The sequence below is a fragment of the Aquimarina atlantica genome (assembly GCF_000626715.1).
GTDB classification, from domain to species: Bacteria; Bacteroidota; Bacteroidia; order Flavobacteriales; family Flavobacteriaceae; genus Aquimarina; species Aquimarina atlantica.
In genome coordinates this window covers 478731-503975 of record NZ_AQRA01000004.1, presented here as the reverse complement: position 1 = coordinate 503975, position 25245 = coordinate 478731, and the positions used below count along the sequence as shown (strand labels likewise).

Here is a 25245-nt window from a genome sequence, read left to right as displayed (position 1 = left end):
GTTGTGTGCAAACTGACCAAAAACATAAAATCAAATAATGAAAAAACTCATACTATTTTTATAACTATGATCAGGTAATATGAATTTAACAAGACAAATTCGAGGATTATTTCAACCCATTCAACCCACTATACAACAAACCAAAGAAAATGTAAATTATATTGAGTTTTTGCCAGCAACCAAATTACAACCTTATATCTATTGCTACTGGCAGTTAAAAACAACCGAAAAACTAAATGGGGCTTTTAGCTATAAAGTAGTTTCTGATGGGTGTATTGATATTCTATTCGAACTAAATAATCCTAAAGATAATTTTGTTGCCGGTTTTTGTAAAAAATATACAGAATACGTATTACAACCAGAATTCAATTATGTGGGTGTTAGGTTTTTGCCAACGATATTTCCTCAGATCTTCAAGGTAAACGCAAGCGAACTAAGTAACAAGTTTCAAAATTTAGAAGATTTTGTACCACAAACATCAAAATTTATAGCCAGTCATTTTCACCCTAAACTAAACATTGAGGAGATTAAATCAAAATTTGACACTTACTTTACCAACGTTTTAAATCATACTGTCTTTGATTTTGATAACCGACTTTACAATGCTATCGATACCATTCTAAAAAATTACGGAGTACTAAATATAGAAAAAGATGTAGATGTAGGAATTAGTAATAGACAATTAAGAAGGCTTTTTCAATTCTATATTGGCGACTCTCCTAAAACATTTAGTAAAGTCGTTCAGTTTCAGAATATATTAAAAGCAAAACCATCTCATCAAAGCCTTAAACAAAATAAACTTTTTTATGATATTGGCTATTATGACCAATCTCACTTTATTAAAGATTTTAAAAACTTTTATGGTGTTACTCCAAATAAAGCTTTTAAAAGAACTTAGTGATATGTCCGTTTTTTACAATATTTAATTGTGTTAACACTATAGTTTTGAAGAATAAATAAAAACTTAAAATGATGAAATGAGCCATAATAATTAGGTTAATACCAACCGGTATGATTAATGGCTAATTCCATCTGACAGTTAAAAAACAATAAAAAAAGAACAGATGAAACAATTTTTAAAAATCTTATTTATTCTATTAACAGCTACACAAGTATTTTCTCAGACAAATCAAAATTTAAAAACTATGAAATTAAATGCAGGAATTATCACTGAAAAACTAACCGAAACTAAAGAGTTTTACACAAAGGTGCTCGATTTTGGAGTTACATTTGAAAATGAATTTTATCTGCTAATGCATACCCCTAATCATCAAGCCGAAATTAGCTTTTTACTACCTAATCATCCGACACAAAAACCTATATTTCAAAAACCCTTTGCCGGTAATGGTGTGTATCTTACTATTGAAGTTGATGATGTAGATAAAGTTTATACCGAAATTAAAAAGAAAGGTGTAAAAATTGAAATCGACATACGCAATGAACCATGGGGAGATAGACATTTTGCTATTGTAGACCCTAACGGAATAGGTATTGATGTAGTTACGTACACAAAACCAGAGTAAAGCGATACATAAAAAGACTCTTGTTATTGGCAAGAGTCTTTTATGTATTAATCAATATATTTAATACCTCTAAAAAATAGATCTTTATAATAAAGCATTTAATCTAAAATCAGTTTTATGAGATTTTTCAAGCTAAAAGAAAAGCCTAACTGGAAGTACATTTTAGGCGAAATTCTGCTTCTTTTTATTGGTATAAATCTAGCTATTTGGTTTAATAATTGGAATACATCAAAAAAACTAAATGAAGATAAAAAAATAGCTATTAATAAAATTACTGAAGAAATAAAAAGTAATAAAAAAGAAATAGACAACATCTTGAATAACTATCAATCTATTTTAGATGCTTACAGCAAGTTTAAGAGTGTTTATGATAAAAATACGTCCAAAGTTATAACTACACCATCATATTTAGATAGTCTTAATAAAAAATATCCGGATTTTTTTAGAGTTAAAGATTCTATTGCTGTTAATGATTCCTTATTTAGGTATTGGGGAAGTACCTACATAGATCTAGAGATCCCCAATTTATCTGAAATAGCATGGAAAACAACGATGACTCTTAACATCTCTAACATTTTTGATTATGAGTGTCTATACGAAATTGAAAACCTTTATAATCTACAACGAAGAGTTCAAAAAGAAATAGATAAAGCTGCAAATGCTTTGCAAAAAAGAGAATTGGAAGCACTTATGAATATTTTAGAATTTCTAAATCAATTAGGAGTTATTTTAAATGAAAAATATGATAGTGTACTGGAAAACTCGGTAAGTTGTAAAGAATAGTAATCGAAATAAAAACTAAACTACTGTAAAAAAGATTATCAGACTATAAATAAAATGAGAAAATATTGTACATTATTTCTATTCGTCTTTTTACTTATCTCTTGTAGTGATAGAGTAGAAAAAAATAAGATATTGTTTATGACCACCAGCGTTGACAAGATGGGGGATAAACCTAATGGAACTTATTTGATTGAATTAGCAATTCCGTTTAATGAATTTGCTAAAAAACAGTATCAGGTTGATATTTTGTCACCAAAAGGCGGCGAAATTCCGATATATCATAGCGGAGATACCACAGAAATAGTAAAATCAATCATAAAATCAGATCTATTTAGTAATAAGACCAAAAATAGCCTTAAGCCCGAAGATATTAATCCAGAAGAATATTTGGCTGTTTTTATTCCAGGAGGATATGGACAATTTTGGGATACGCACAAGAATAAAGAAGTTCAGCAAATTATAGCCAAAATCTATGAATCTAATGGAGTAATCGGGACAGTTGGCCACGGAACAGCAACACTTATTGACGTAAAATTGAAATCTGGAGCATATTTGGTAAGCAACAAAACAATGACAAGCTTTCCTTCCTGGAATGAGAAAAATATTATGAAACAATCGAATTTTGGTGCTTTATTACCTTACGATATGGAAATTGAATTGCAAAAAAGAGGGGCTGATCTAAAAATATATAATCACGAAAAAAAAGTGAATTACGAAGTTGTTGATTCGAAAAACAGATTGATAACTGCATCATTTTCTACAAGTGGAAAATTTGTTGCAGAAGAAGTTTTAAAATTACTTAATACAAGCGAATGAAAATTAACTTGCAATACTATATACAAGAAATGTTACTATCAATTAAACCAACTGAGACGGAAAAATAGTTGCGTATTGTTTTTTTGCTTCATCGGTTAAATATGGATAAATACTTTGGCTTATCAATAATGAGTATTGTTTAATAGATTCTTTCGACAAAACATCGGCTTGAATCAAAATAGAAGAAAACCAAAAATTACTAATAACCTCTATCCTTTTGAACAAACTGTGATATTCATTTTTTAGCAGTTCTTCACGGAATACCCCATTTTTAATAAGAACATCCACAATTTTTATAAATTCTATTTCTCTTCGTTTTGAAAGTTCAGAATAATGCCTTTTTATCTTATAATTTCTCCTGGTAATAGTTATAAAATCTAATAAAAAGAAATGATACTCATAAAGTATAGTAACAATTTCTACAGAGATATTTAAAAATGATTGTAGTAAATCATCGGTTTTTATAAAAAGAATACTGTCGATTTTTTCAACTAACTCAAAATAGAGCGCTTCAATGATATCTTCTCTTTTCTTAAAATGATATTGTAGATTACCCACACTAATCCCCGCCTTATCAGCAATGGCTCTTAAGGATACATTTGAAATCCCAGAATCATTAAAGAGGTCCAGGGATTTTATTAAAATCTTTTGTTTTGTTGCATTCATCTATACAAAGATATCATTTTTAGTACAAATGTACTAGGTTGATTATTTTTAGTACATTTGTACTATATTAACAATTGTTATTTATGACTATAGATATTATCGGAGCAGGAATAGGAGGATTAACCACTGCAATTGCACTTCAACAAAAGGGGATTAGAACGAGAATTTTTGAGCAAGCTGAAAATATAAAACCTGTTGGAGCGGGGATTATTTTAGCTAATAATGCAATGCAGGTGTATGAAAAACTAGGGCTGAGAAAAATAATTGAAGACAATGGAAATTACATTGCTTCGATGAATATTACCAAAGCAGATCTAAATCCCATCTCTAAAGTTGATTTATCTTTTTTCGAAAAAAAGCATAAAGTAAAGAATATTGCAATTCATCGGGGTGCTTTACAACAAATTTTAATTAACGAATTAAAATTTAATGAAATACACTTAAATCATCGTTTAAAAAAGGTAGAATCAAACGATCATGGATATTCACTAACGTTTGAAAATAGAAAACAAATTCAATCTTCAATACTCATTGGTGCAGACGGGCTAAAATCGGTTGTGCGACAAGGCTTGTTTCCAGAGACTATAATAAGAAATGCTAAGCAAGTTTGTTGGAGAGGAGTAACAGATTTTAAACTTCCTGGTGCATACAAAAACGAACTAAATGAAGCCTGGGGAAAAAGAGATCGATTCGGATTTGTTCAAATAGCAAAGGATAAAGTATATTGGTATGCCTTGAAATCGTTCAAAACTGGTAAAAATGAATTTTCTGCACATAATATTGAGAACTACTTTGATAAGTACAGTTCGGTTATTAAAAGTATAATTTCTTCAACTCAAAAAGAACATATACATACAGCAGAAATATCAGATTTAAAACCAACTAGTTTTTGGTACAAAGAAAAGGTTTGCCTTATTGGTGATGCAGCGCATGCAATGACTCCAAATATGGGACAAGGGGCATGCCAGGCAATAGAAGATGCTTACATTCTATCAGAGTGTTTATCTAAATACGAAGTACATCAAGCTTTTGCAACCTTTCAGAAACTAAGACTTCCTAAAGCGCACCAGGTAGTAAAGGCAAGTTGGATGCTTGGAAAAATAGCACATTTATCAAATCCAATTTTAATAGGAATCCGAAACCAATTGATGAGAATGACACCTTCTTCATTCAACAGAAAACAATCTGAACAAATCTTTCAAATCCCACACTTATGATGATCATGATACTATCTATAATTTTATGTTTAATTTTTACAGTACTTGGTGGTTTTCATTTCTATTGGCTTTTTGGAGGTGTTTGGGGATTAAAAAAGGTTATTCCTACAAAAGGCAATGAGAAGAATATGCTTGCGATTCCTAAATTCGGAACCTTAGTGGTAGGGCTCGTGTTGGTTGCATTTGGATTGATTTATCTTATAAAATCGGGGCTTATAAATATTCAGATTCCAAATTGGATAGCAATCTATGGATACTGGTTTATTCCTTCTGTTTTTATCTTACGGGCTATTGGAGAATTTAGATATGTCGGTTTTTTCAAGAAAATAAAGAATACCGAATTCTCGAAAGCAGATTCAAAAATATTTTCTCCATTATGCCTGGTAATTGGAGTAATCGGGATATTAATTCAACTTATAAAATGAAAAATGCAGATATAAAAAAGCCCTCCTTCACTGATCCAATGTGTCGGAGGACTTTAACAATCAAAAACTATTTTTAATTACAGGTACCTATAGTTTTCCACCAGTGTTCTCCACTACCTGGGGTTACCCATATTGGCCCTGACTGAGCTTCGTATAAAGTACCTTGATATACTACTTTATCTCCCACATTATATACTGTTGGATAGGCTTCCCAATTTGCAATACCACTACAAGAACCTCCATTACCACCACCAGAAGTGATAGTGATAGATACTGTAGCCGATGTAGTTGTTGTGTTAGCATTATCTGTGGCAACAGCACTTAAGGTATAATTTCCTACAGGAGCATTATTCCATGAATAACTATACGGGCTTGTTGTATCTTCTCCGAGTTTAGTGGTTCCCTGAAAAAACTCAACCTTAGTAATCGTTCCATCGGTATCAGAAGCATTTGCTGTAATATTGACAGATTGTCCCTGGGTTACAGATTGATTATTTGCTGGAGATGTAATAGATACAGATGGAGATTGATTGTTTCCTCCACCGTTACCATCACAGTTCTGAACGAATTCCCATGGTAGTCCATTTCCAGTATTTGATGATGGACTATCATTTTTGGTCCACCATTTTGCGCGATATAATTTATTGTTATACACAACCTCCTGACCTGTGTTATATGTAGCAGAAGCATTCCAGGGAGCAGAATCACAGCCTGATCCACCGCCTCCACCGCCATCGCCAGTGTATGGAGATTCTGGGTAATTTTCTGCATTTGCGATTGCCTGAGATTGTGAAACACCATTGAGTACCTGGCTAGCAATATGAAGATACCCATATGCCGATGAGTTGGTATTACCCAGTAATAATTGCCATATCATAACTCCATCATTAGTAGTATTATTTGCAGCAATATGGTTAGATAGTTCTGCTACATTTTGATAGGTATATTCATAATACGGCCCCCAAGGCTCGTTAGGATAATGAACTCCGGCTGCAATAGAAAATCCATACTGATTTGAATAATGTTTATAGGCATCATACATAATTTTTCTATTACTGGCCGCTCCTGTATTATATCCCTGATATGCGATAAGGTCGATTTTATCACCAACAGCCTCCATTACAGGGATCATATGCCCGGTAGTAGCAAAACCAAATAGACTAATGGCTTGATTAGGAGAAGTTGCATTAAATAGGTTAGTATCAGATTCTCCTGTTACTGTGTTTCTTTTGCTATAGGCAAAAGGGGAGGAGGGGTTATCATTATTTGCACCACCTAAGGCTCCAACACCAGCAGGAGCACAAGCTAACAGGTATTGCCCTTTTGGCATAATGGCTCTAGAATTTGTGAAGAAATCGATAAAACGTTGTACATTTATTGGATCACCTATAGTGGCAAAACTACCGTTAGGCTCAAAATCCCAATCAATACCTTCGAATCCCATATCATCTACCAGATCTTTGATTTGTTGATAATTGATATCATAGGCTGCATCTGTACCCCAATATGTTTCTCCACCTACAGATAGAATAACTTTGATTCCTTTTGATTTTAAGGCTGCAACAGATTCTTTTAAAGTATCTCCGCCGTAAGGAGTTTGAATACCTGTATCGGTGATATCTAACGAACCTTTTTGATATCTAAGATTAGGTTTTGCAAAGGCCAAAAAAACATGAGTGATATGTTCTGGGATATCTCTTAGCTTTGATCCTTGCCCGGGTCCAGCCCAGCTTTCGGACCAGGAAGGGAAATATCCTAAGACAATAGGTTCTGTGAGTGCTGTTTTGTCTGTTAGATTTGTTTCAGAATTTTGAACCTCTGCGGCCCCTTCTTCTAAAAAACTTTCATTCGTACAGGAAAATAAAAATACCTGTATGAGTAAGACGACTGATAATCTTTTAAGTAATTTCATTGTGTATTAAATTAAGAGTTTGTGAATATGTAGAGGTTATTATACAGCTAATGAAAAATCATGTTTTCGTTTATTTCTTTATAATCAACCTCAGAAGCTTTTCTGTATTTGAGTTCTACAGTATTCCAATCTGTAGCCCAACCTTTTGCTATATTGTTTAGATACACTATTTTTAATTTATGCTTTCCCTTCTGTAATGCGATCGAACTCTCTTTAGGATGTTTTTTTAACGGAGTCTTATAATCAATAACAAGCTGATCTCCTATCCAAACCTGATCCTGGGTACTGGAAAAATAATACACTCCATCTTCTGGGATATCAACATAACCATCAAGAAAAACAGCTTTGAAATTATCTTTCTTCACTTCATGCCCCCAGTGGTATGTGGTGTTGGCATCTTCAATTTTTTTAACCGTAGAGGTATGCATTTTTGTAGTATCCTTAATATCACTTATACTATCGAAATTACCTTTTACCGTTCTCATTATAAGCCCTTGAGATAGTTTTTCCATTTCAGAAGCGGCAATAGGATTTTCTTTTGTAATGTTCAATTTTCGAATGCTACTCATTTTTCCATTTTTCAATATAGAGGCAATTCGTAGTTCTGTATTTTCCTTAAAATGTAAGGGTTCGGTATATGCTGTACTAGATGCATTTGGATCTGTTCCGTCTGTAGTGTATACCATTTTAACCGGATGTGTAGTGGTAAAAGGAATGCTTACACTATCAATAAATACAATTTTATTTGAAGTGGGCCCCTCAGGAAGAGGAATATGGTAATTAACATGATGATATTCTAGCACATCATAAACAGTATTCAATCTATTTAAGAAATCATCAAATTTTTTATTTTCTTTTTGCGACCATGTAGTTTCAGCCAATGCTATAATACGTGGGTATAACAGGTATTCGATTGTTTTGTCTTCATAAGCATATTCTGTCCACACATTTCCCTGTGCACCCAAAATATGTTTCTTTTTATCGTCTTTAATTTCTTTTGGTATGGGGTCATAGTGATATACTTTTTCTAGCGGGATATACCCCCCAAAGGCTAATGGTTCTGCTTTAAAATCACCCTGATAAAAGTTAAAATAACAGTATTTTGCAGGAGTCATGATAACATCATGTCCTTTGTTAGCAGCTTTGATTCCACCTTCTTCTCCTTGCCATGACATAATATTGGTTGTAGGGGTAATGCCTCCTTCGAGGATTTCATCCCAGCCAATCATTTTTTTATCAAATTTTAATAAGATTTTTTCTACGCGAGCCATAAAATAGCTTTGGATCTCTTTTTCGTCTTTTAAGCCTTCACGTTTTTTCAATTCTTGGCATTCTAAAGAGTTTTTCCATTGATCTTTAGGTACTTCATCTCCTCCCATATGGTAATATTCATATGGAAATAGGGTAGATAGTTCCTGAACTACATCTTCTATAAAAGTGTACGTTTCTTCTTTTCCTGCACAAAGAATACTAGACTCGACACCCCATAAATTTCTTACTTCATATTTCTCTTTACCACAAGAAAGCTCAGGGTATCCAGCCAAAATAGCTATAGCATGTCCAGGGGTATCAAATTCCGGAACTACATCAATAAACCTTTCTTTGGCATATTGTACAACTTCTTTTATTTCTTCTTGCGTATAAAATCCTTGATGAACCGAACCATCAGCATTTTTTCTTTTAGATCCAATCTCTGTAAGTTTCGGATATTTTTTTATTTCTATTCGCCATCCCTGATCATCGGTTAGGTGCCAATGAAATTTGTTAATCTTGAAAAGTGCTAATACATCAAGTTGTTTTTTGATAAAATCAATAGAGAAAAAATGCCTGGAAACATCCAGATGCATTCCTCGCCAACCAAAACGTGGTTTATCTTCTATTTCTACAGCCTGGATTTTAACAGGAAGATGCATTTGATTTTTTGAATTAGCACCATATAACGGAAGAAGTTGCATAAAAGTCTGCATACCATAAAATAATCCTTGATCGGTTTTAGCTTTTATTTTTACTTCATCTTTTGATATGGATAAGTGATATTCTTGTTCACCAAAGTCTAGAGTACTTTCTTTGATTAATTGAATGTTATTTTTGGTATCACTCTCATTGTGTATTGAAAAAGAATGACCTGTAAAAGCTTTAATTTTTTCGATAAAAAAACTTGCAATAACCTCAGAAGATGTTTCACTACATAGAAAGGTAGTTTTTTTGTTGATCTCGAAATATCCTTGTTTTGTATCTACTTTGAAAGGTATGGGGGTAATACTCAAAGATCGATTAACAGGAGATGATGAATCTGGACTTTTACAGGCCATGAATATTAAAAAAAAGATGGGTATAATTCGTAAACTCATTACTGACTTGTTTTTTGAGAAATTCTTTGCATGATCTGGCGATTAACTAAATGGTCTATAGGTTTTTTTACAAAACCCTTAACCCGATAACCACAGTCATCTAATAGTTTTTTTATGATATCTTGCGAGTAGTAGGCTACCGAACCTACAAAGTGTATAGGGTGTTTGGATAATTCTTCTTTATACTGGAAAAGGTAGGTATTTATAAATTTTGAAATACCATGATGTAAAATTTCCTCGAGATAAGCATTTCCCCGATTTCTAAAAATGAATTTAGCATAAGAAGCTAAATACTTATTAGGGTGATCAGCACAATATAACTCATCAAGAATTTGATTAAGTTCTGTAGTATAATCATTTTTAAATAATGAAGCTGTATCTGATGGCATTTTGCCTAGAAAATAATCTTTAATTAATTTTTTCCCTAAATAATTACCACTCCCTTCGTCTGCTAATAAATATCCTAAAGCAGGGGATTTTTGAATAACGTTTATTCCATCAAAATAACAGCAATTTGTTCCCGTTCCCAAAATGCATACTACACTTGGCTTTTCTGTTGTAGCTTTTACAGCTCCAATAATATCTTCTTCTATAACAATAGATGTTACATTTTTAAATATAGATTGTAGTACGAGAGCTATTTTTTTCTTAGCATCAGCCTCGCCGCACCCTGCTCCATAAAAGTAAATCTTATGAATAAGATCTCTTTTTTGTAGTATGGTATTTGCTTTTTGAACAATATTTATGATAGCATCGTCAGAAAGTAATAGAGGATTTATACCATCGGTTTTAGTCTTATGAATAAGCTCTCCATCATTTTTAACAAGAACCCAGTCACATTTAGTAGAACCGCTATCTGCAAATAATATCATTAGTCATTAGTTTATTTATCATTTATGTATTTTCTTATTGTTGGTGCATAGCAAAGAGATTCTTTTTAAAAGCAACTTTCCCTCATGTATTGAGGGAAGGTTGTTTTTTTGCAAAAATTTATCTAACAAACAAAGCAATTAATTTTAAAATATATATCTCTTAAAAGCTTCTATAGCTTCATAATCTGCAAGACCAAGCTTATCATATAATATTGCTGTATTTCTATTTCTTTCACGAGCTCTTAACCAAAACTCTCTAGAATCTTCTCCTTGAAACATCACTCTGTCTTTTTGAGACTGGTGATATAAAATAGCATTAGTTTTCTTGGATACTTCGTGTGGACTTAGAGGAACAGCCATTTCAATTTCAGAAACGTCCCATTCTTGCCAGGCACCTCTATATAGCCATACCCAACAATCATTCATGAAACTTTTACTTTTTAGGTTGTTAACAGCCTCAAAAATAGCATCCAGGCAAACTTTATGGGTTCCATGAGGATCGGCTAGATCACCTGCTGCATATATTTGATGTGGTTTTATTTTTTCGATAATATCTGCTGTAAGAGCTACATCTTTTTCTCCCAGAGGATTTTTTCTAATTCTTCCGGTTTCATAAAACGGGAGATCAAGAAAATGAACTTTATCATCATCTAATCCAAAATAACGAGTAGCTCCCAAAGATTCCATCCTTCTAATTAATCCTTTAATTAAACGAACTTCTGGGATATCAATATCACCTTGGTTTTTTGATTTGAGGAATGCAATGACTTTCTTAAAAGTATCTCCTTCCTTACCAGGATGGACACTATTGGCTACCTCAGAAAACTTTAAAGCTTCATCATCTGTAACGGCTATATTACCAGAAGTTTGATAAGCAACATGTACATCATGTCCTTGATCGATTAATCTCAAGAATGTTCCTCCCATTGATATTACATCATCATCTGGGTGAGGGCTAAAAATTAAAACCCTCTTTTTTGCAGGTAAAGCTCTCTCGGGTCTGTTGGTATCATCTGCATTTGGTTTTCCTCCTGGCCAACCTGTAATGGTATGTTGAAGTTTATTAAAAATTTTAATGTTTAGATCATAAGATGATCCTTCAACTGCCAAAAGACCAGACATGCCATTATCATTATAATCTTTATCTGTAAGTTTTAAGACAGGTTTGTTAAGTTCTTGACTCAACCAGGTAACTGCTTTAAATTTTAATTGTTCTTTCCAGATACATTGATCTACCAACCATGGTGTTTTGATTCGTGTAAGTTCAGAAGCTGCTTCAGAATCAAGGATGATAGTAGTATTTTTATGTTCTTGTAAAAAAGATGCAGGGATGTTGGATGTAATTTCACCTTCTATTGTCTGTTTTACTACTGTAGCCTTTTTATGTCCCCAGGCTAATAGCAACACCCTTCTGGATTTCATTATGGTACTTATTCCCATAGTGACCGCTTTTTTAGGAACGTTTTCTAAACCGTTAAAATCAGAAGAAGCATCAGTTCTGGTGATATGATCTAACGTAATGATTCGTGTTCCCGAATTAGGGTGTGATCCAGGCTCGTTAAAGCCGATATGTCCTGTTCTACCAATTCCTAAGAGTTGAAAATCTAATCCACCATACTTTTTGATCTTCATTTCGTAATCAATACAATATTGATCCATTTCTTCAAGAGGAACGGTACCATCAGGAATATTGATGTTTTCTGGGTTAATATCAATATGATCAAACAAGTGTTGATGCATAAAATGATAATAACTTTGCTGGTGACCTGTATCCATAGGATAATATTCATCCAGATTAAAAGTAACTACATTTGAAAAGCTTAACTCTCCAGAACGATGTAGGCTTACCAATTCTTCATACACTTTTATAGGTGAAGAACCTGTAGCCAGACCGAGTACACAAGGTTTTCCTTCTTCTTGTTTTTGTTTAATTAGTGTTGCAATTTCGTGGGCAACAAGTTTTGAAGCTGTCGACGAATCGGGGAATATTTCATTATGAATCTTCTCAAACTTCGTTTTTTCAAACTGTCCTACCTGTTTATATTCAATTTCCTGGATCATTTCCTCAAGAGTTTGATATTTTTTATTGTTTTTAATTATTTTAAGGCTTTTGATGAAAAGAGATGGAATCGAGAGGGTATGCTCTATCCATCTCTTTCGTCAGTATTATTTGGCTAACTCAAATTTTTTAAAAATTTCCACCAGGAACATCCCACCATAGTCGGGTTCCTCCATTATCAGCCCCACCAAGAAGTGTTCTTGCTTGCGCTACTCCTTGAGGATTAGTGCTTATTTCGCTGTTAGGGAATGGTAACCTTCTTACTTGAAGATCAGTATCAATAGTACCTCCACTATTGTTAACTACAACAGGAAATATTTTAGGGTAACTGGTTCTTCTATATTCACTCCATGCTTCCTGCCCGTCAGGAAATATAGCAATCCATTTTTGAGTAATGATTTTCTCTAATTTTTCTTCATTTGTAGCTCCAGCATCCCAGGAAACAGTAATATTACTTACTGCATTTATATTATTTGATGAATTGACAGGATCTACATAGTCAATAGCTGTAGAAGTGTTATCCGAAATATAAGCTGGCGCATCCCCAGAAACTTCGTGTTGAGCGAAAGATGTGTTGATTCCCATTTCATAATTTGCTTGTGCATCACCTGCACCAGTCCATCCTCTTAACGCAGCCTCTGCTTTAAGGAAATATGCCTCTGCAGCGTTCATAAGTTGAATACTTGTAGTAGGGGTTCTATCAGCAATATAAGAATCTCCCAATCTGGAAAATTCAACATAATCTTCTTTTTGATCTAACGCGGCGGAGTACCCCGGAAGTAATGGCATACCACCACGTAATCCTTTTAATTGGCCAGGAGTTACGTTTGATTCTTCAAATAACACAGGGCCTCTTGCATCATTGTACCCTACCAGTATTGATTCCATAGAAGCATTCATACGTACATCATTCCAACTAGAATTAAATGTTGTTAAAGGATGGGTTGCTCCCCCTTGAATCAAGAAATTATCTGCATTTGATTCAAGAAGTCCTCCAGGGTGCGCTAAAGATTTTTCAGCCTCTATTTTAGCTTTTGCAGGAGCCACTTTTGAAATTCTAATCGCAAGGCGTAAGCGTAAAGTATTAGCAAACTTGATCCACTGTCCTAAATTTCCACCATAGACTAAATCAAAATTTGCAAATTGAGTATTTGACGGATCCGTAGACAATGTAGTTATGGCTTCTTCAAGTTCAACAAAAAACTGATTGTATACATCTTCCTGACGATCATATTCTGAAAATGTAGGGTTTAATCCGTATTTTGAATATACGATTGGTCCATATACATCAGTTACACGGTGCATTCCTAAAACTCTAAGAACTTTTGCTACAGCATACATTAAAGGAAATCTTTCTTCTCCACGTATTTTTATCAAACCTGCATTTTTCATTACTCCTGTTGAAGAATAAGGAATATCCCAAGGGAACTGATCCCAGAAACCGATAAAAGCATAATTAGTTGTGTTTGCTCCATTGGCAAAAGGGTTTGGTGGAGCCATATATCCACAAAACGTATCTGCATTCAAATTATGTTGCAATTGAGTGTGCCATGCAGGATCGTATCTATACAGATTTAGAAATATAGGTTTAAATGGCCCTCCTACATTGGTGAAATCAGCTTGGCTTTGTTCATCTGTCAGACCATTTGGATCTGTATTTAATGCTTCAAAATCGTCGGTACAAGAAAAGACAAGTAACGCAACAAAAGCAGTAATAATTGTTTTCTTCATTATATTTTTCATAATCTTTATTTCTTTGTATTAAAATGATAATCCTACATTAAGGCCAATACTTCTGCTAGATGGCGACCCAAATATATCAACACCTTGAAGTCCGTTTCCCGTACTTAAGGATACATTAGGGTCATAAGGAGCATCTTTATAAAAGAAAAATAAATTTCTACCTACTATGGATGTATTTACAGAATTAAAGAAGCTATTTTCTCCTAAATTAAATCTATATCCTAATGATAATTCTGCTAAACGAACATTAGTGGCATCATACATATATTCGCTAGTAAATCCATTTCTTCCTCCAATAGATTGATAATATTGAGAAGCAGGTATAGTTGTTTCAGAATTTGTAGTTTCATTAAATACTCTAACCGAACCATTTCTGTTATTGTTACCAAAACCATCAACTATAGCTTCGGTAAGGCTCATTACCTCTCCTCCAAATCTTCCATCTACCAAAAAGGTTAATGTTATATTCTTATAGGTTAAAGTATTACTGAATCCTAAGGAAAAATCAGGATTGGCATTACCTAACCTTTTAAATCCTCTAGGAACATTTGGATCATCAATGGTAGTATCTTCTTCAGAAAAAGAAAGACTACCACTACCGTCTTGTGTTACTATAGGGAGTCCGTTTTCGTTTTTACGCAATTGTCTTCCATAAATATCACCAAAGGCCCCCCCTTCTCTAATTAATAAGGCATAAGAGTTAACATTAAAAGGTGTTAGTTCTAAGAAGTCTCTGCCTAATCTAGGATCTAATTTCTTAACTGTATTTTTATTACTAGCAAAGTTAATCGTTGCATCCCATGAGAAGTTTTCATTTTGTACTGGAGTTGCTGTAATCGAAGCTTCAATACCAGTGTTTTCAAAATCTCCAGCATTGATTGAAAAGAAATCTGTAAAAGTTCCTCCATCAATGGTCATAAATTGATCAATAGTGTTTGTTTTATAGTACCCTACATCAAACCCTAAACGATTATCAAAAAATTGCCATTCTGTACCAAATTCCAAAGAAGTTTGTTTTTCTGGTTTTAATTCACTTAAAGGGATTATACTAGGAGGATTTAATCCACCTTGACCTGTACCAATAGTATTGATCGGGTTATTGGCAAAACTTTGTATATCATTACCTACTTCTGCATAAGACCCTCTTATTTTTGCAAAAGAAATAGTCTCCGGCATTTCAAACATCTCTGTTAATACTGCGGTAAGACCAAAAGATGGATAGAAGAAAGAGTCTGAAACAGTTGAAGACCAATCGTTTCTGGCAGTTAAATCTAAGTATAACATATCTTTAAAACCTAGTGTAGTACTAGCAAATAAAGATTGTACTTCTTTTTGCTCTGCTTGAGTTTCTTTTAATATTGGGACAACCCCTACAGTACCCACTACAAAATTAGAAAGTGTAAAGATGTTCGGTATTTTTAAATTACCTCCTACACCAGAATCTAATAAAGTGCTTTCACCTAAGTCTGATTTTCTGATACTGGTACCAATATTAGCAGTTAAATTAAAACTGTCGGAAAGAGGAGTATTGATAGTTGCTATGATATCACCATAGATTTGAGTATCCTCTACATCATTTAATAAATAACGACCATTTGTAGCAGAAAGTGTTCCGTTTGTAGTAGCGTGTATCCTTCTTTCAAATTTATAGAAGTTTTTATCATAACTTCCTCTGGTTTGAACGGTTAACCAATCATTAAACTTATATTTTAAAGAAACAGATGCCAACACTTTTTGATTTAGATCATCACTGGCATTTCTATTTACTATCCAATATGGGTTTTGTACGATATCAGAAGTTTCTCCAAGCCATCTTTGGGCCATTAAATTTCTATCTGCATTGAATTCTTCAAATACTTCATAATCTCTTAAACGTTCGGTATCTGAACTAAAAGAAGTTGCTCCCACTAGTGGGTTGTAATATAAACCAGAAACTGGCTTATTGTGTATTTTTTGAGTTGATAATAATATGTTAGCATCTACAGTTAATCTATTGTCAAAAAGTTTAGCTGTTTCTCTTACGTTTAAAGTATGTTTTTTTACATTATGCGTAGGAAGTATTCCTGAAGCCTGTGTATTTGCATACGAAAAATAAGTTTGAGCAGTTTCTGTTCCTCCTGATACTGACAATGAATTAATTGCTGTTGTTCCTGTTTCTAAGAAGTCATCTATGTTTTTTTCTGTACGATCATTAAAGTCAAGTAAATAAGCAGCATTGTCTACTGTAAAACTAGAAGATACATTGGCCTTAAAGCTTCCTGATTTTCCTTTTTTAGTAGTAATCAAAATAACCCCATTAGATCCCTGACTACCATATAAAGCTGAAGCCGACGCACCTTTTAATACAGTCATACTTTCTATATCATCAGGGTTGATCAGTGATAGTGCATCCCCACCATCTCTGTTTCCAGCATTGTCAATATCACCAAATGTACTGTTAGGCTGGATTGCTGAATTGTTTAGTAAAGGAATACCGTCAACCACATATAAAGGTTGGTTATCCCTAGTAGAAGTATTACCTCGTAAAGTTACTTTTACCGATCCACCGACACCAGAAGCACTTCTGTTTACAACAACACCCGCTACTTTACCAGAAAGACTGTTGATTGGGTTAGCATCTTTTACTTTGGTTAATTCAGCGGCATTAATGTCCTGGGCGGCATACGTAAGCGATTTTCTCGTTTTCTTAATCCCCAGTGCAGTTACTACTACATCTTCTAATTGTTCAGCATCTTCTTGTAGCTGAACATTTATTACTGTTTCACTACCTACAGTAATTTCTTTGTCTGACATTCCTAAATAGGAAAACTGAATTACATCTCCTGCCGCTGCAGTGATCGTGTAATTTCCGTCAAAATCGGTCTGTACTCCATTTGTAGTTCCTTTTACAATAATATTAACTCCAGGTAGTGGTACACCATCTGAAGCCCCCGTTACTGTCCCCGTTATTTGGGTTCCCTGCCCAAAACTCAGAAAAGAAAAAAATAATAGAGTGGTTAGGGTTAAAATCTTTTGTTTCATATTAATATGTGTTTTTTGAATGATCTCAAAGTAGTATTTTAATTATTTAACAAAATTTTTTTTAGACAAACGACATGGTTTTAATAACAATCGACATGCATTGATAGATGACGGTTTTTTTAAAATTTGATATTCTTATTTTTTTTGTTTTTCTGTATAAATAGCCTTACATTTTTCAAAAATTTTTGTTAAAAAATAGGTTTTAACAAGTATGATTTAGTGATTTTGAAAAAAGAGGGGTAACGTGCAAAGGACTATTAAACGAAAGTATCATTTATATTTTTGGATTATTTATTTTCTATTTAATGTAATTCGATGGGGAAGTTATTTTAATGACTATTGGTATTCATTAAAATCGAACCTTGTAGAATTTCCTTTACACATCATCTTAGTTTATTTTAATATTTATTATTTAGTACCTAAATTCATATTCAAAAAAAAGTATGTACATTATATACTTTTCTTATTTGTGTCTCTTGGGGTTCATTATATATTAAGATCAGGTTTAAACCTATTATTGGTTACCGAAGATATCTGGCCCGAAGTAGAAGGACGACTAGATCCATTTGGGTTTAATCATATTGTAGCAGTAGCTATAGGAGAATTGTATGTTGTAGGATTAACCTCTGCAATAAAGTATACGGTCGACTTTTTGATCATGCAAAATAAGAATAGAAATTTAAGTGAGTTGCAATATAAAACAGAGTTAAAATATTTAAAAGCACAGATACAACCTCATTTCTTTTTCAATACACTTAATAGTTTATATGCATTAACGATAAAAAAATCGGATTTAGCACCTAATCTTGTATTAAAACTATCTAACTTTATGAGATATGTAATTTATGATACCAGTAAAAAAAAACTCCCTCTTTTACAGGAGATTGATCATATCGATAATTATATAGAGCTCGAAAAAATGCGTTATGGTGATCGAGTAGACTCTAGAGTTGATATAAATGGTAATATCGATGATGTTAAAGTAGTTCCTATGCTGTTTTTACCATTTATTGAGAATGCTTTTAAGCATGGACTTAAGAATAATAATAGAATGGAGTTGTTAATCTCTTTTGAAAGATTTGAAAATGAACTGATATTTATATCCAAAAATAATTATGAAGACGAATCTGAAACTAAAAGACTTAACGGAATTGGAATAAAAAATGTAAAAAGAAGATTAGAAATACTTTACCCAAAAAAATATACATTAAATATAACCCAAAAAAATAATGAGTATTCGATTTTGCTTAAAATCCCTATATAATGATTATTAAATGTATCATAATTGATGATGAACCCTTGGCAATTGAAGTTATTGAATCATTTTTAAAAGAATTTAAAAATGTTGAAATTGTTGGTACTTTTCAGGATCCAATTGAAGCATTAACTATTTTGGAACAAGGCGGTGTTGATGCTGTGTTTTTAGATATAAACCTGCCTAGAATGAATGGCTTAGAATTTTTAAAAAGCTTGAAAGAATATCCTCAGGCAATAATAACTACAGCTTATAAAGAATATGCATTAGAAAGTTATGAGCTAGAAGTTCTCGATTATCTGGTAAAACCTATTTCTTTTAATCGATTTTTGAAATCGATAAATAAATTAACAGCAAGGCTTATTACAATAAAGAAACACGAGCCTTCTATGGATTTGATGCAACCAGCTCATATTTTCTTAAAAGTAGATAAGAAATTGGTGAAAATTTTGTTGACCGATATCCTTTTTATAGAAAGTCTCAAAGATTACATTCGAGTAAGTACATTAGAAGATACGTTTATGTCTCATAAATCTTTAACAAGTATCAGTGAAGAACTGCCTTCAGAAAATTTTATAAGGATTCATAAATCATATACCATAGCTATAGATAAAGTAAAGTCTATAGAAGGAAACCTTGTCGAGGTGGGAGACAAAAGAATTCCGATAGGGAGGAATTATGCCGCTCATGCCAAACAACGAATATTAAAAAACAAATCAAATTTATTAAAATAAAACTCAGAAATGGAACTTAGTACCTTAGATTATTCAATTATTATATTTTTCTTTTTAACTACATTGCTCATTGGTATTATAGTTTCGAAAAGGTCAGGTAAAAGCGCATCAGAATATTTTTTATCAGGACGAAGTATGCCGTGGTGGTTATTAGGTTTTTCTATGGTTGCTACGACTTTTTCTACAGATACTCCTAATTTGGTAACCGATATTGTAAGACAAGATGGTGTTGCAGGAAATTGGGTATGGTGGGCTTTTTTATTAACAGGATTATTGACTGTATTTATCTATGCCAGATTATGGCGACGATCTAATGTAAATACAGATATGGAGTTCTATGAGCTTAGATACTCTGGTAAACCAGCACGTTTTCTTAGAATATTTCGCTCGGTATATCTAGGAGTTATTTTTAATATTTTGGCAATGTCTGGAGTAACATTAGCAGCTATCAAAATAGGGCAGGTAATGCTTGGTCTGTCTGCTATAGAAACTGTAGGCTATGCGGCTGTTGTAACTGTTATTTTTAGTGCTTTAGGAGGGTTTAAAGGAGTGGTTTACTCTGATTTTTTATTGTTTTTTGTAGCAATGGCAGGTGCGGTAGGTGCAGCTTATTATTGTGTTAACCTACCCGAAGTAAACGGCTTAGAAAATCTCGTTTCTCATCCTAACGTAAAAGATAAACTTTCTCTAGTGCCAGATTTTGATAATAAAGAAGCACTAATTTCTTTACTGGTTATTCCATTGGCAATACAATGGTGGAGCTCCTGGTATCCTGGCGCAGAACCAGGAGGTGGTGGGTATATAGCGCAACGAATGCTTGCTTCAAAAAATGAAAATCATGCTATTGGTGCTACTTTCTTTTTTAATATAATGCATTATGCAATTAGACCTTGGCCTTGGATCATTGTAGCACTTGCGTCTTTAGTTGTATTTCCTGATCTTACCAGTATTCAAGAGGCTTTTCCCGATGTTACTCAAGATAAACTAGGGCATGACCTTGCATATTCTGCAATGCTTACAAAATTACCCAGCGGACTTTTAGGAATTGTAGTAGCATCTTTGATTTCTGCTTATATGTCTACGATTTCAACACATTTAAATTGGGGAGCATCCTATATAGTTAATGATGTATATAAACAATATGTAAATAAAGATGCTACAGAAAAAGCTCAGGTTAATATGGGGCGAATTGCAACAGTTGTACTTATGGCATTAAGTACTTTACTTGCATTAGCACTTACCAATGCGGTTCAGATATTTAAATACATTTTAATGTTTGGAGCAGGAACCGGATTAATTTTTATTCTAAGATGGTTCTGGTGGAGAATCAATGCTTGGAGTGAAATTTCTGCTATGTTTTCTTCTGGTATTATTTCGATTTTAATCAGTGTTCCACATATAAACGGAGTTCTCTTTGGTTCTGATACGGTAGAAGGAATCTTCCCTTCATGGTTTCAGTTTCCATTAGTCGTATTAATAACTACTATCATATGGGTTGCTGTTACTTTCTTAACCAAACCAGATGATGACGATATTCTTTTTAAGTTTTATTCTAGAGTTCAACCAGGTGGACCAGGATGGAGTCATATATTGGAAAAGGCAAACAAAGAAAATATTGAAATATCAGAAAAACAAGAAAAATGGATGGTGCCTTCAGGGTTACTGGCGATGTTACTTGGGTGCGCCTTGGTATACGGTGTTTTGTTTTCTATGGGAAGTTGGATTTATGGAAACATAACACAAGCCATTATTCTTACCACTTTATCCGTACTGGCAGGTTTTTTACTTGCAAAAGTATGGAAACGATTAGGTAAAAATTTGGTTTCATGATAAAAAAACAAAGAGTACAATCTGTTGATTTTTTAAGAGGACTTACTATCATGCTTATGATCCTCGTAAATACACCAGGAGATTGGTCTTATGTGTATAAACCATTGTTACATGCAGAATGGAATGGTCTTACTTTGGCAGATTTTGTATTTCCTTTCTTTTTGTTTATCGTAGGAATATCAATATCGTTTGTTTACAAATATAAAAAAGCAGATAGGACTATGTATAAAAAAATCTTTATACGTAGTCTTAAATTGATTGCACTGGGGCTATTTATTAATGTATTTTTACCTTATTTTCCTTTTGTCGAAACAGAATCTGTACGTCTGCCTGGGGTACTGCAGCGAATAGGAATTATATTTTGCATAGCATCTATTCTATATTTGAATTGTAATCGAAAACAGTTGATTTTTATTGCTGTTACTATTCTTGTTGGGTATTGGATATGGTTGACATATATCCCACTGCCCAATGGAGCGTCTCCTATACTAGAAAGAGGATCGAATAACTGGGCTAATTACCTGGATTATGTATTACTTAAAGACCATATTTGGAAACCAGATTATGATCCAGAAGGTATTCTTAGTACATTACCAGCTATAGTGACAACAATTACCGGTATTTTTGTTGGAGAAATTTTGACAAGTACAGCAAAACGAAAACTTATTTTGTTAGCTATAATGGGAGGGAGCTTTATGATCATAGGGTATTTATGGAGTATCTTTTTCCCGATCAATAAAGTGTTGTGGAGTAGTAGTTTTGTACTAGTCACATCGGGCTATGCAACTCTGTTTTTAGTGCTATTTCATTATTTTATGGATTATAAAAAGTATGATTTTGGTAACCTTGTGAAATATGTAGGAGCCAATGCAATTATTATCTATTTTTCTTCTATGATATTTGCTAAATCTTTTTATTTAATTAAAATCAATTCTCAAACTTCGGTGCATCAATTTCTTTTTGAAACATTTTTTGTGTACCCATCGATTGATAAACTATTATCTTCTTTTTTTTATGCATTGGTTGTTGTTGGTTTCTATACTCTTTTGGCATATTTTTTATACAAAAAAAAGATATTTATTAAAGTTTAGATAATGAAGTGGTTTAAACTTTTTTCAAATTGCTAAAAAAAATGTCTTTTTACGTTCATATTTCATAATTTTTGACTTCCGTAGCTCTGCTATGCAACTAAAAAAATACTTCATCTGAACACAAAACCACTATTTTTCACTTAAATCAAAAAAGTTTAAACCACTTCTATAATAAAAACAATTACAAGGGGTATTATTAAAGTATACTACAAGAAGTAAAGACAATTAGTACTTAAAAATACTTCATGTAGTACCTTATCTCTATAAAATATTTTGCCTAAAAAGATTTATTGTGTTAAAATTTTGGAAAATAAATTTTATTTTTGTTTAGAATTAAACTCAATACAAGCTGTAATGCAAATAATTACCCCATCTTGTTTTATATCTACCTGATAAAATGCTTGAGATTTGTTATTCGTGATTACAATTATCGAGGACAATGTAATTTTTTTAATAGGATCTAATGATATGTAAATTGATTTTAAATTCTTTACAATAAAGTTGTGCTCTAAGCTAAAAGATAAAACAAGATGTTTTATGAAAAGAAATGTACACACCCTAATAGTTCTGATTTTATTATCAATTTTATATACTCATGCTAAAGAGATTTATAATTTCTCTTCTCTACAGGAGGAGAATATTTTAGAACAAAATTTAGACTCTATAGAGCATTGGATAGATTATAGTTATATAAGTAAGGCTCTTACAATAATTGATGAAACCGAAAAATTAGCATTAGACAGTGGTGATAAAAGACATATTGCCCGAATCTATAGACTACGTAGTGGATTATATATATCCGTTCAGGATTTAGAAGGGTTTGAAACTTATCTCGAAAAAGCTACTATTTTACAAAAGCAAGTGCAGGATGAATATGGCGAAATTTATATAAATAACCTTTGGGGGTTGTATCATAAAATAATATCAAAAGATAATGATAAAGCGATTTTTTTCTTGAAAAAAGCGATAGAGGGAGCCGAAACTTATAAGTATGAAGAGCAAAGTATAGATATGCTGGTAAATCTAACGTCTATTTATTATCGAAATGCAGACTGGAAAAATTGTTATGAGGTTTCTCAAAAAGCCATAGAACTTGCAAAAAAATATCATAAAGATGTTAGATTGATATATCTATATTATCGAATTGGTACAGCATGTGTGAAAACAAATAGGTATGATGAAGCACTTAGTTATTTTAGAAAAGGTGAAAAGATTGCTAAGCAAGAAATAGACTCTGCAAAAACAACTAATTTTGCAAACCATACACTCTATCTTACTGGGATTGCAGAGATATATGATCGAAAAAAAGAGCATAAACTCGCTAATGACTATTATAAAGAATATATTCAAGAACAAGCAAAACAGAATAATATCTTTCTCGAAAAGTACGCTCAGGATATAAAGGGATACAAAGAGCTTCAACTAAAACAAAAAGATAATGAAAGGATTCTGGCAGAGAATAAATACCAACAAACTCAATTAAAACTTAATGAATATCTTTTAATATCAGGAATTGTAATTATAGTTATTCTGGTTCTTTTGATTTTACTTCAATATAAAAATTCTAGACTAAAAACAGAAAATAACATACTCTTACAACAGAAAAATGAAGAATTATTAGAGGCAAAAAATAAGGTAGAAGAAGCATATAAACAGAAAACATTGTTTATAAATAATATTACTCATGAATTAAGAACTCCTCTTCATGCAATAAATGGCATTGCACATTTATTAGAAAGTAAAGAGTCGAACGAAGACCAACGAAAAGAGCAGTTAAATATATTACAGTTTTCGGGGAAATATTTATTACGGTTTATTAATGATATTATAGAATTAAACAGATCGGACGATGCTTATAAAATTTCTTTAAAAAAGCACCCTTTTGACCCTATTCAACTAGCAAATACAATTAAAGACTCTCTTAATTTTTTTATAATAGGAGAAAACAATAATGATTTTAAGTTTCTATTAGATGATAAATTACCTAAAAAACTTTTGGGCGATCCTGATCACTTATCAAGAATAATTATTAGTATCCTTTCAAATACTTCTAGGTATATAAATGGGGGCGTTATAGAGTTTTCTGTACAACATCTTTTTTCAGGAGAAAATACAAGTACTATCTTGTTTTCAATAAAGAGTAAAGCATTATATTTCACTAAGAAAAAACAAGAAGAATTAAATAAAGCCTTTATAGAAAACGAATCTGCGATTTTTACTTCCTTGTCAGATGAAAATAACCTAACTACTCTCGAACTGATCATAGCTAACAAACTACTTCTTCAATGCAATAGTAAGCTAGATGTTGTATCAAACGAAAAGGAGGGTACTGCTTTTAGTTTTCAAATACCTTTCGAATACCTGGAAGAGAAAGTAGAGCAAGCAGAATTCGATGATAAAAAAAAGAAAGATGTAAAAATTTTGGTTGTCGAGGATAATAAAATTAATCAATTAATTACACGAAAAATCATAACTAATTTTGGTTATCAATGTGAAATTGCATCAGACGGTTATGAAGCATTAAAAATGACAGAGAAAAATGGATATGACCTTATTTTTATGGATATAATGATGGAAGGGATTGATGGATTTGAAACAACGAAACGAATACGTAAATCAGATGAGAAAACTCCAATAATTGCGTTAACAGCTATTTCTGAATCTGAAAACAAAGAAAATTTCGTAGAAGCTGGTATTACTAAAGTGATAAATAAACCTTTCGAACCCGCAACACTATTGCAGCAGATCCAAATTGTTATTTCAAAAAATAGGTCTGTTAAGTCTTAATATCTCCTAATTAATTGATCTTTTTTCTTCAATAACTCACAATTATAAAATTGCATAATTAAGATAAATCTAAAATTTCACTTATTGCCAATCTGATGGCTTTTGTGTGTTAAAAAGTGTCGCTCGTATAATTTATTTCTCCAAGAGGACGTAAAAGTGG

General features: G+C 32.5%; 18 protein-coding genes. 11 read left to right on the top strand and 7 right to left on the bottom strand.

Annotated features, from left to right (window positions below):
- Positions 1 to 79: 79 nt before the first annotated feature.
- The 4 genes from ATO12_RS11145 (at position 80) to ATO12_RS11130 (ending at position 3122) form a co-directional block, all read left to right on the top strand.
- Positions 80 to 898, top strand: a complete 819-nt coding sequence (locus ATO12_RS11145; RefSeq protein ID WP_034241902.1) for an AraC family transcriptional regulator — start codon at positions 80 to 82, stop codon at positions 896 to 898.
- Positions 899 to 1145: 247 nt separating this feature from the next.
- On the top strand, positions 1146 to 1523 hold the full coding sequence (locus ATO12_RS11140) for a VOC family protein (RefSeq protein ID WP_034242084.1): 378 nt from the start codon (positions 1146 to 1148) through the stop codon (positions 1521 to 1523).
- 117 nt (positions 1524 to 1640) lie between these two features.
- Positions 1641 to 2306 carry a hypothetical protein gene (locus ATO12_RS11135; protein WP_034241900.1) on the top strand — a complete coding sequence of 222 codons (666 nt, stop codon included), beginning with the start codon at positions 1641 to 1643 and terminating at the stop codon, positions 2304 to 2306.
- Positions 2307 to 2360: 54 nt separating this feature from the next.
- On the top strand, positions 2361 to 3122 hold the full coding sequence (locus tag ATO12_RS11130) for a type 1 glutamine amidotransferase domain-containing protein (protein WP_081802041.1): 762 nt from the start codon (positions 2361 to 2363) through the stop codon (positions 3120 to 3122).
- A gap of 42 nt (positions 3123 to 3164) precedes the next feature.
- On the opposite strand, the gene ATO12_RS24865 is transcribed toward ATO12_RS11130, so the two are convergent.
- Positions 3165 to 3788 (bottom strand): TetR/AcrR family transcriptional regulator, encoded by a 624-nt coding sequence (locus ATO12_RS24865; RefSeq protein ID WP_051575760.1) that lies wholly within the window; start codon positions 3786 to 3788, stop codon positions 3165 to 3167.
- Positions 3789 to 3871: 83 nt separating this feature from the next.
- Here ATO12_RS24865 and ATO12_RS11120 point away from each other — a divergent pair, with 83 nt between their 5' ends.
- Together ATO12_RS11120 and ATO12_RS11115 are read left to right on the top strand one after the other, a co-directional pair.
- The gene (locus ATO12_RS11120; RefSeq protein ID WP_034241896.1) at positions 3872 to 5005 is read left to right on the top strand and encodes an FAD-dependent monooxygenase; all 1134 of its coding nucleotides are present in this window, start codon (positions 3872 to 3874) and stop codon (positions 5003 to 5005) included.
- Positions 5006 to 5010: 5 nt separating this feature from the next.
- Positions 5011 to 5430, top strand: a complete 420-nt coding sequence (locus ATO12_RS11115) for a DUF3995 domain-containing protein (RefSeq protein ID WP_034242082.1) — start codon at positions 5011 to 5013, stop codon at positions 5428 to 5430.
- Between the two features lie 73 nt (positions 5431 to 5503).
- On the opposite strand, the gene ATO12_RS24860 is transcribed toward ATO12_RS11115, so the two are convergent.
- The 6 genes from ATO12_RS24860 to ATO12_RS11085 form a co-directional block, all read right to left on the bottom strand.
- Positions 5504 to 7342 carry an Ig-like domain-containing protein gene (locus ATO12_RS24860; RefSeq protein ID WP_051575759.1) on the bottom strand — a complete coding sequence of 613 codons (1839 nt, stop codon included), beginning with the start codon at positions 7340 to 7342 and terminating at the stop codon, positions 5504 to 5506.
- A 47-nt stretch (positions 7343 to 7389) separates the two neighbouring features.
- The gene (locus ATO12_RS11105; RefSeq protein ID WP_034241895.1) at positions 7390 to 9693 is read right to left on the bottom strand and encodes a family 20 glycosylhydrolase; all 2304 of its coding nucleotides are present in this window, start codon (positions 9691 to 9693) and stop codon (positions 7390 to 7392) included.
- The gene (locus ATO12_RS11100) at positions 9693 to 10565 is read right to left on the bottom strand and encodes an N-acetylglucosamine kinase (RefSeq protein WP_034241893.1); all 873 of its coding nucleotides are present in this window, start codon (positions 10563 to 10565) and stop codon (positions 9693 to 9695) included. Before ATO12_RS11100 ends, ATO12_RS11105 begins: the two co-directional genes overlap by 1 nt.
- Positions 10566 to 10709: 144 nt before the next feature.
- A complete protein-coding gene (gene nagB / locus ATO12_RS11095) occupies positions 10710 to 12626 on the bottom strand; it encodes a glucosamine-6-phosphate deaminase (protein ID WP_034241892.1) in 1917 nt (638 codons plus the stop codon).
- Positions 12627 to 12753: 127 nt separating this feature from the next.
- Positions 12754 to 14367: a RagB/SusD family nutrient uptake outer membrane protein gene (locus ATO12_RS11090; RefSeq protein ID WP_034241891.1), complete on the bottom strand. Its 1614-nt coding sequence runs from the start codon at positions 14365 to 14367 to the stop codon at positions 12754 to 12756.
- 18 nt (positions 14368 to 14385) lie between these two features.
- Positions 14386 to 17388: a TonB-dependent receptor domain-containing protein gene (locus tag ATO12_RS11085; protein WP_034241890.1), complete on the bottom strand. Its 3003-nt coding sequence runs from the start codon at positions 17386 to 17388 to the stop codon at positions 14386 to 14388.
- 244 nt (positions 17389 to 17632) lie between these two features.
- Here ATO12_RS11085 and ATO12_RS11080 point away from each other — a divergent pair, with 244 nt between their 5' ends.
- From ATO12_RS11080 to ATO12_RS11060, 5 genes are all read left to right on the top strand, one after another.
- Positions 17633 to 18652, top strand: a complete 1020-nt coding sequence (locus ATO12_RS11080) for a sensor histidine kinase (RefSeq protein WP_051575757.1) — start codon at positions 17633 to 17635, stop codon at positions 18650 to 18652.
- Positions 18652 to 19377, top strand: coding sequence for a LytR/AlgR family response regulator transcription factor (locus ATO12_RS25680; protein WP_034241888.1), 726 nt, complete (start codon positions 18652 to 18654; stop codon positions 19375 to 19377). The genes ATO12_RS11080 and ATO12_RS25680 overlap by 1 nt, the downstream gene beginning before the upstream one ends.
- Positions 19378 to 19386: 9 nt before the next feature.
- Positions 19387 to 21207 (top strand): sodium:solute symporter family protein, encoded by a 1821-nt coding sequence (locus ATO12_RS11070; protein WP_034241886.1) that lies wholly within the window; start codon positions 19387 to 19389, stop codon positions 21205 to 21207.
- Positions 21204 to 22298: an acyltransferase family protein gene (locus tag ATO12_RS11065; protein ID WP_034241883.1), complete on the top strand. Its 1095-nt coding sequence runs from the start codon at positions 21204 to 21206 to the stop codon at positions 22296 to 22298. Before ATO12_RS11070 ends, ATO12_RS11065 begins: the two co-directional genes overlap by 4 nt.
- A 537-nt stretch (positions 22299 to 22835) precedes the next feature.
- Positions 22836 to 25085: a response regulator gene (locus ATO12_RS11060; RefSeq protein ID WP_034241881.1), complete on the top strand. Its 2250-nt coding sequence runs from the start codon at positions 22836 to 22838 to the stop codon at positions 25083 to 25085.
- Positions 25086 to 25245 lie beyond the last annotated feature (160 nt).

What these genes read in the sequence shown, in the direction of transcription:
- ATO12_RS11145 (WP_034241902.1), top strand. Translation starts at nt 80, where the DNA reads ATGAATTTAACAAGACAAATTCGAGGATTATTTCAACCCATTCAACCC.
- ATO12_RS11140 (WP_034242084.1), top strand. Translation starts at nt 1,146, where the DNA reads ATGAAATTAAATGCAGGAATTATCACTGAAAAACTAACCGAAACTAAA.
- ATO12_RS11135 (WP_034241900.1), top strand. Translation starts at nt 1,641, where the DNA reads ATGAGATTTTTCAAGCTAAAAGAAAAGCCTAACTGGAAGTACATTTTA.
- ATO12_RS11130 (WP_081802041.1), top strand. Translation starts at nt 2,361, where the DNA reads ATGAGAAAATATTGTACATTATTTCTATTCGTCTTTTTACTTATCTCT.
- ATO12_RS24865 (WP_051575760.1), bottom strand. Translation starts at nt 3,788, where the DNA reads ATGAATGCAACAAAACAAAAGATTTTAATAAAATCCCTGGACCTCTTT.
- ATO12_RS11120 (WP_034241896.1), top strand. Translation starts at nt 3,872, where the DNA reads ATGACTATAGATATTATCGGAGCAGGAATAGGAGGATTAACCACTGCA.
- ATO12_RS11115 (WP_034242082.1), top strand. Translation starts at nt 5,011, where the DNA reads ATGATACTATCTATAATTTTATGTTTAATTTTTACAGTACTTGGTGGT.
- ATO12_RS24860 (WP_051575759.1), bottom strand. Translation starts at nt 7,342, where the DNA reads ATGAAATTACTTAAAAGATTATCAGTCGTCTTACTCATACAGGTATTT.
- ATO12_RS11105 (WP_034241895.1), bottom strand. Translation starts at nt 9,693, where the DNA reads ATGAGTTTACGAATTATACCCATCTTTTTTTTAATATTCATGGCCTGT.
- ATO12_RS11100 (WP_034241893.1), bottom strand. Translation starts at nt 10,565, where the DNA reads ATGATATTATTTGCAGATAGCGGTTCTACTAAATGTGACTGGGTTCTT.
- nagB (WP_034241892.1), bottom strand. Translation starts at nt 12,626, where the DNA reads ATGATCCAGGAAATTGAATATAAACAGGTAGGACAGTTTGAAAAAACG.
- ATO12_RS11090 (WP_034241891.1), bottom strand. Translation starts at nt 14,367, where the DNA reads ATGAAAAATATAATGAAGAAAACAATTATTACTGCTTTTGTTGCGTTA.
- ATO12_RS11085 (WP_034241890.1), bottom strand. Translation starts at nt 17,388, where the DNA reads ATGAAACAAAAGATTTTAACCCTAACCACTCTATTATTTTTTTCTTTT.
- ATO12_RS25680 (WP_034241888.1), top strand. Translation starts at nt 18,652, where the DNA reads ATGATTATTAAATGTATCATAATTGATGATGAACCCTTGGCAATTGAA.
- ATO12_RS11070 (WP_034241886.1), top strand. Translation starts at nt 19,387, where the DNA reads ATGGAACTTAGTACCTTAGATTATTCAATTATTATATTTTTCTTTTTA.
- ATO12_RS11065 (WP_034241883.1), top strand. Translation starts at nt 21,204, where the DNA reads ATGATAAAAAAACAAAGAGTACAATCTGTTGATTTTTTAAGAGGACTT.
- ATO12_RS11060 (WP_034241881.1), top strand. Translation starts at nt 22,836, where the DNA reads ATGAAAAGAAATGTACACACCCTAATAGTTCTGATTTTATTATCAATT.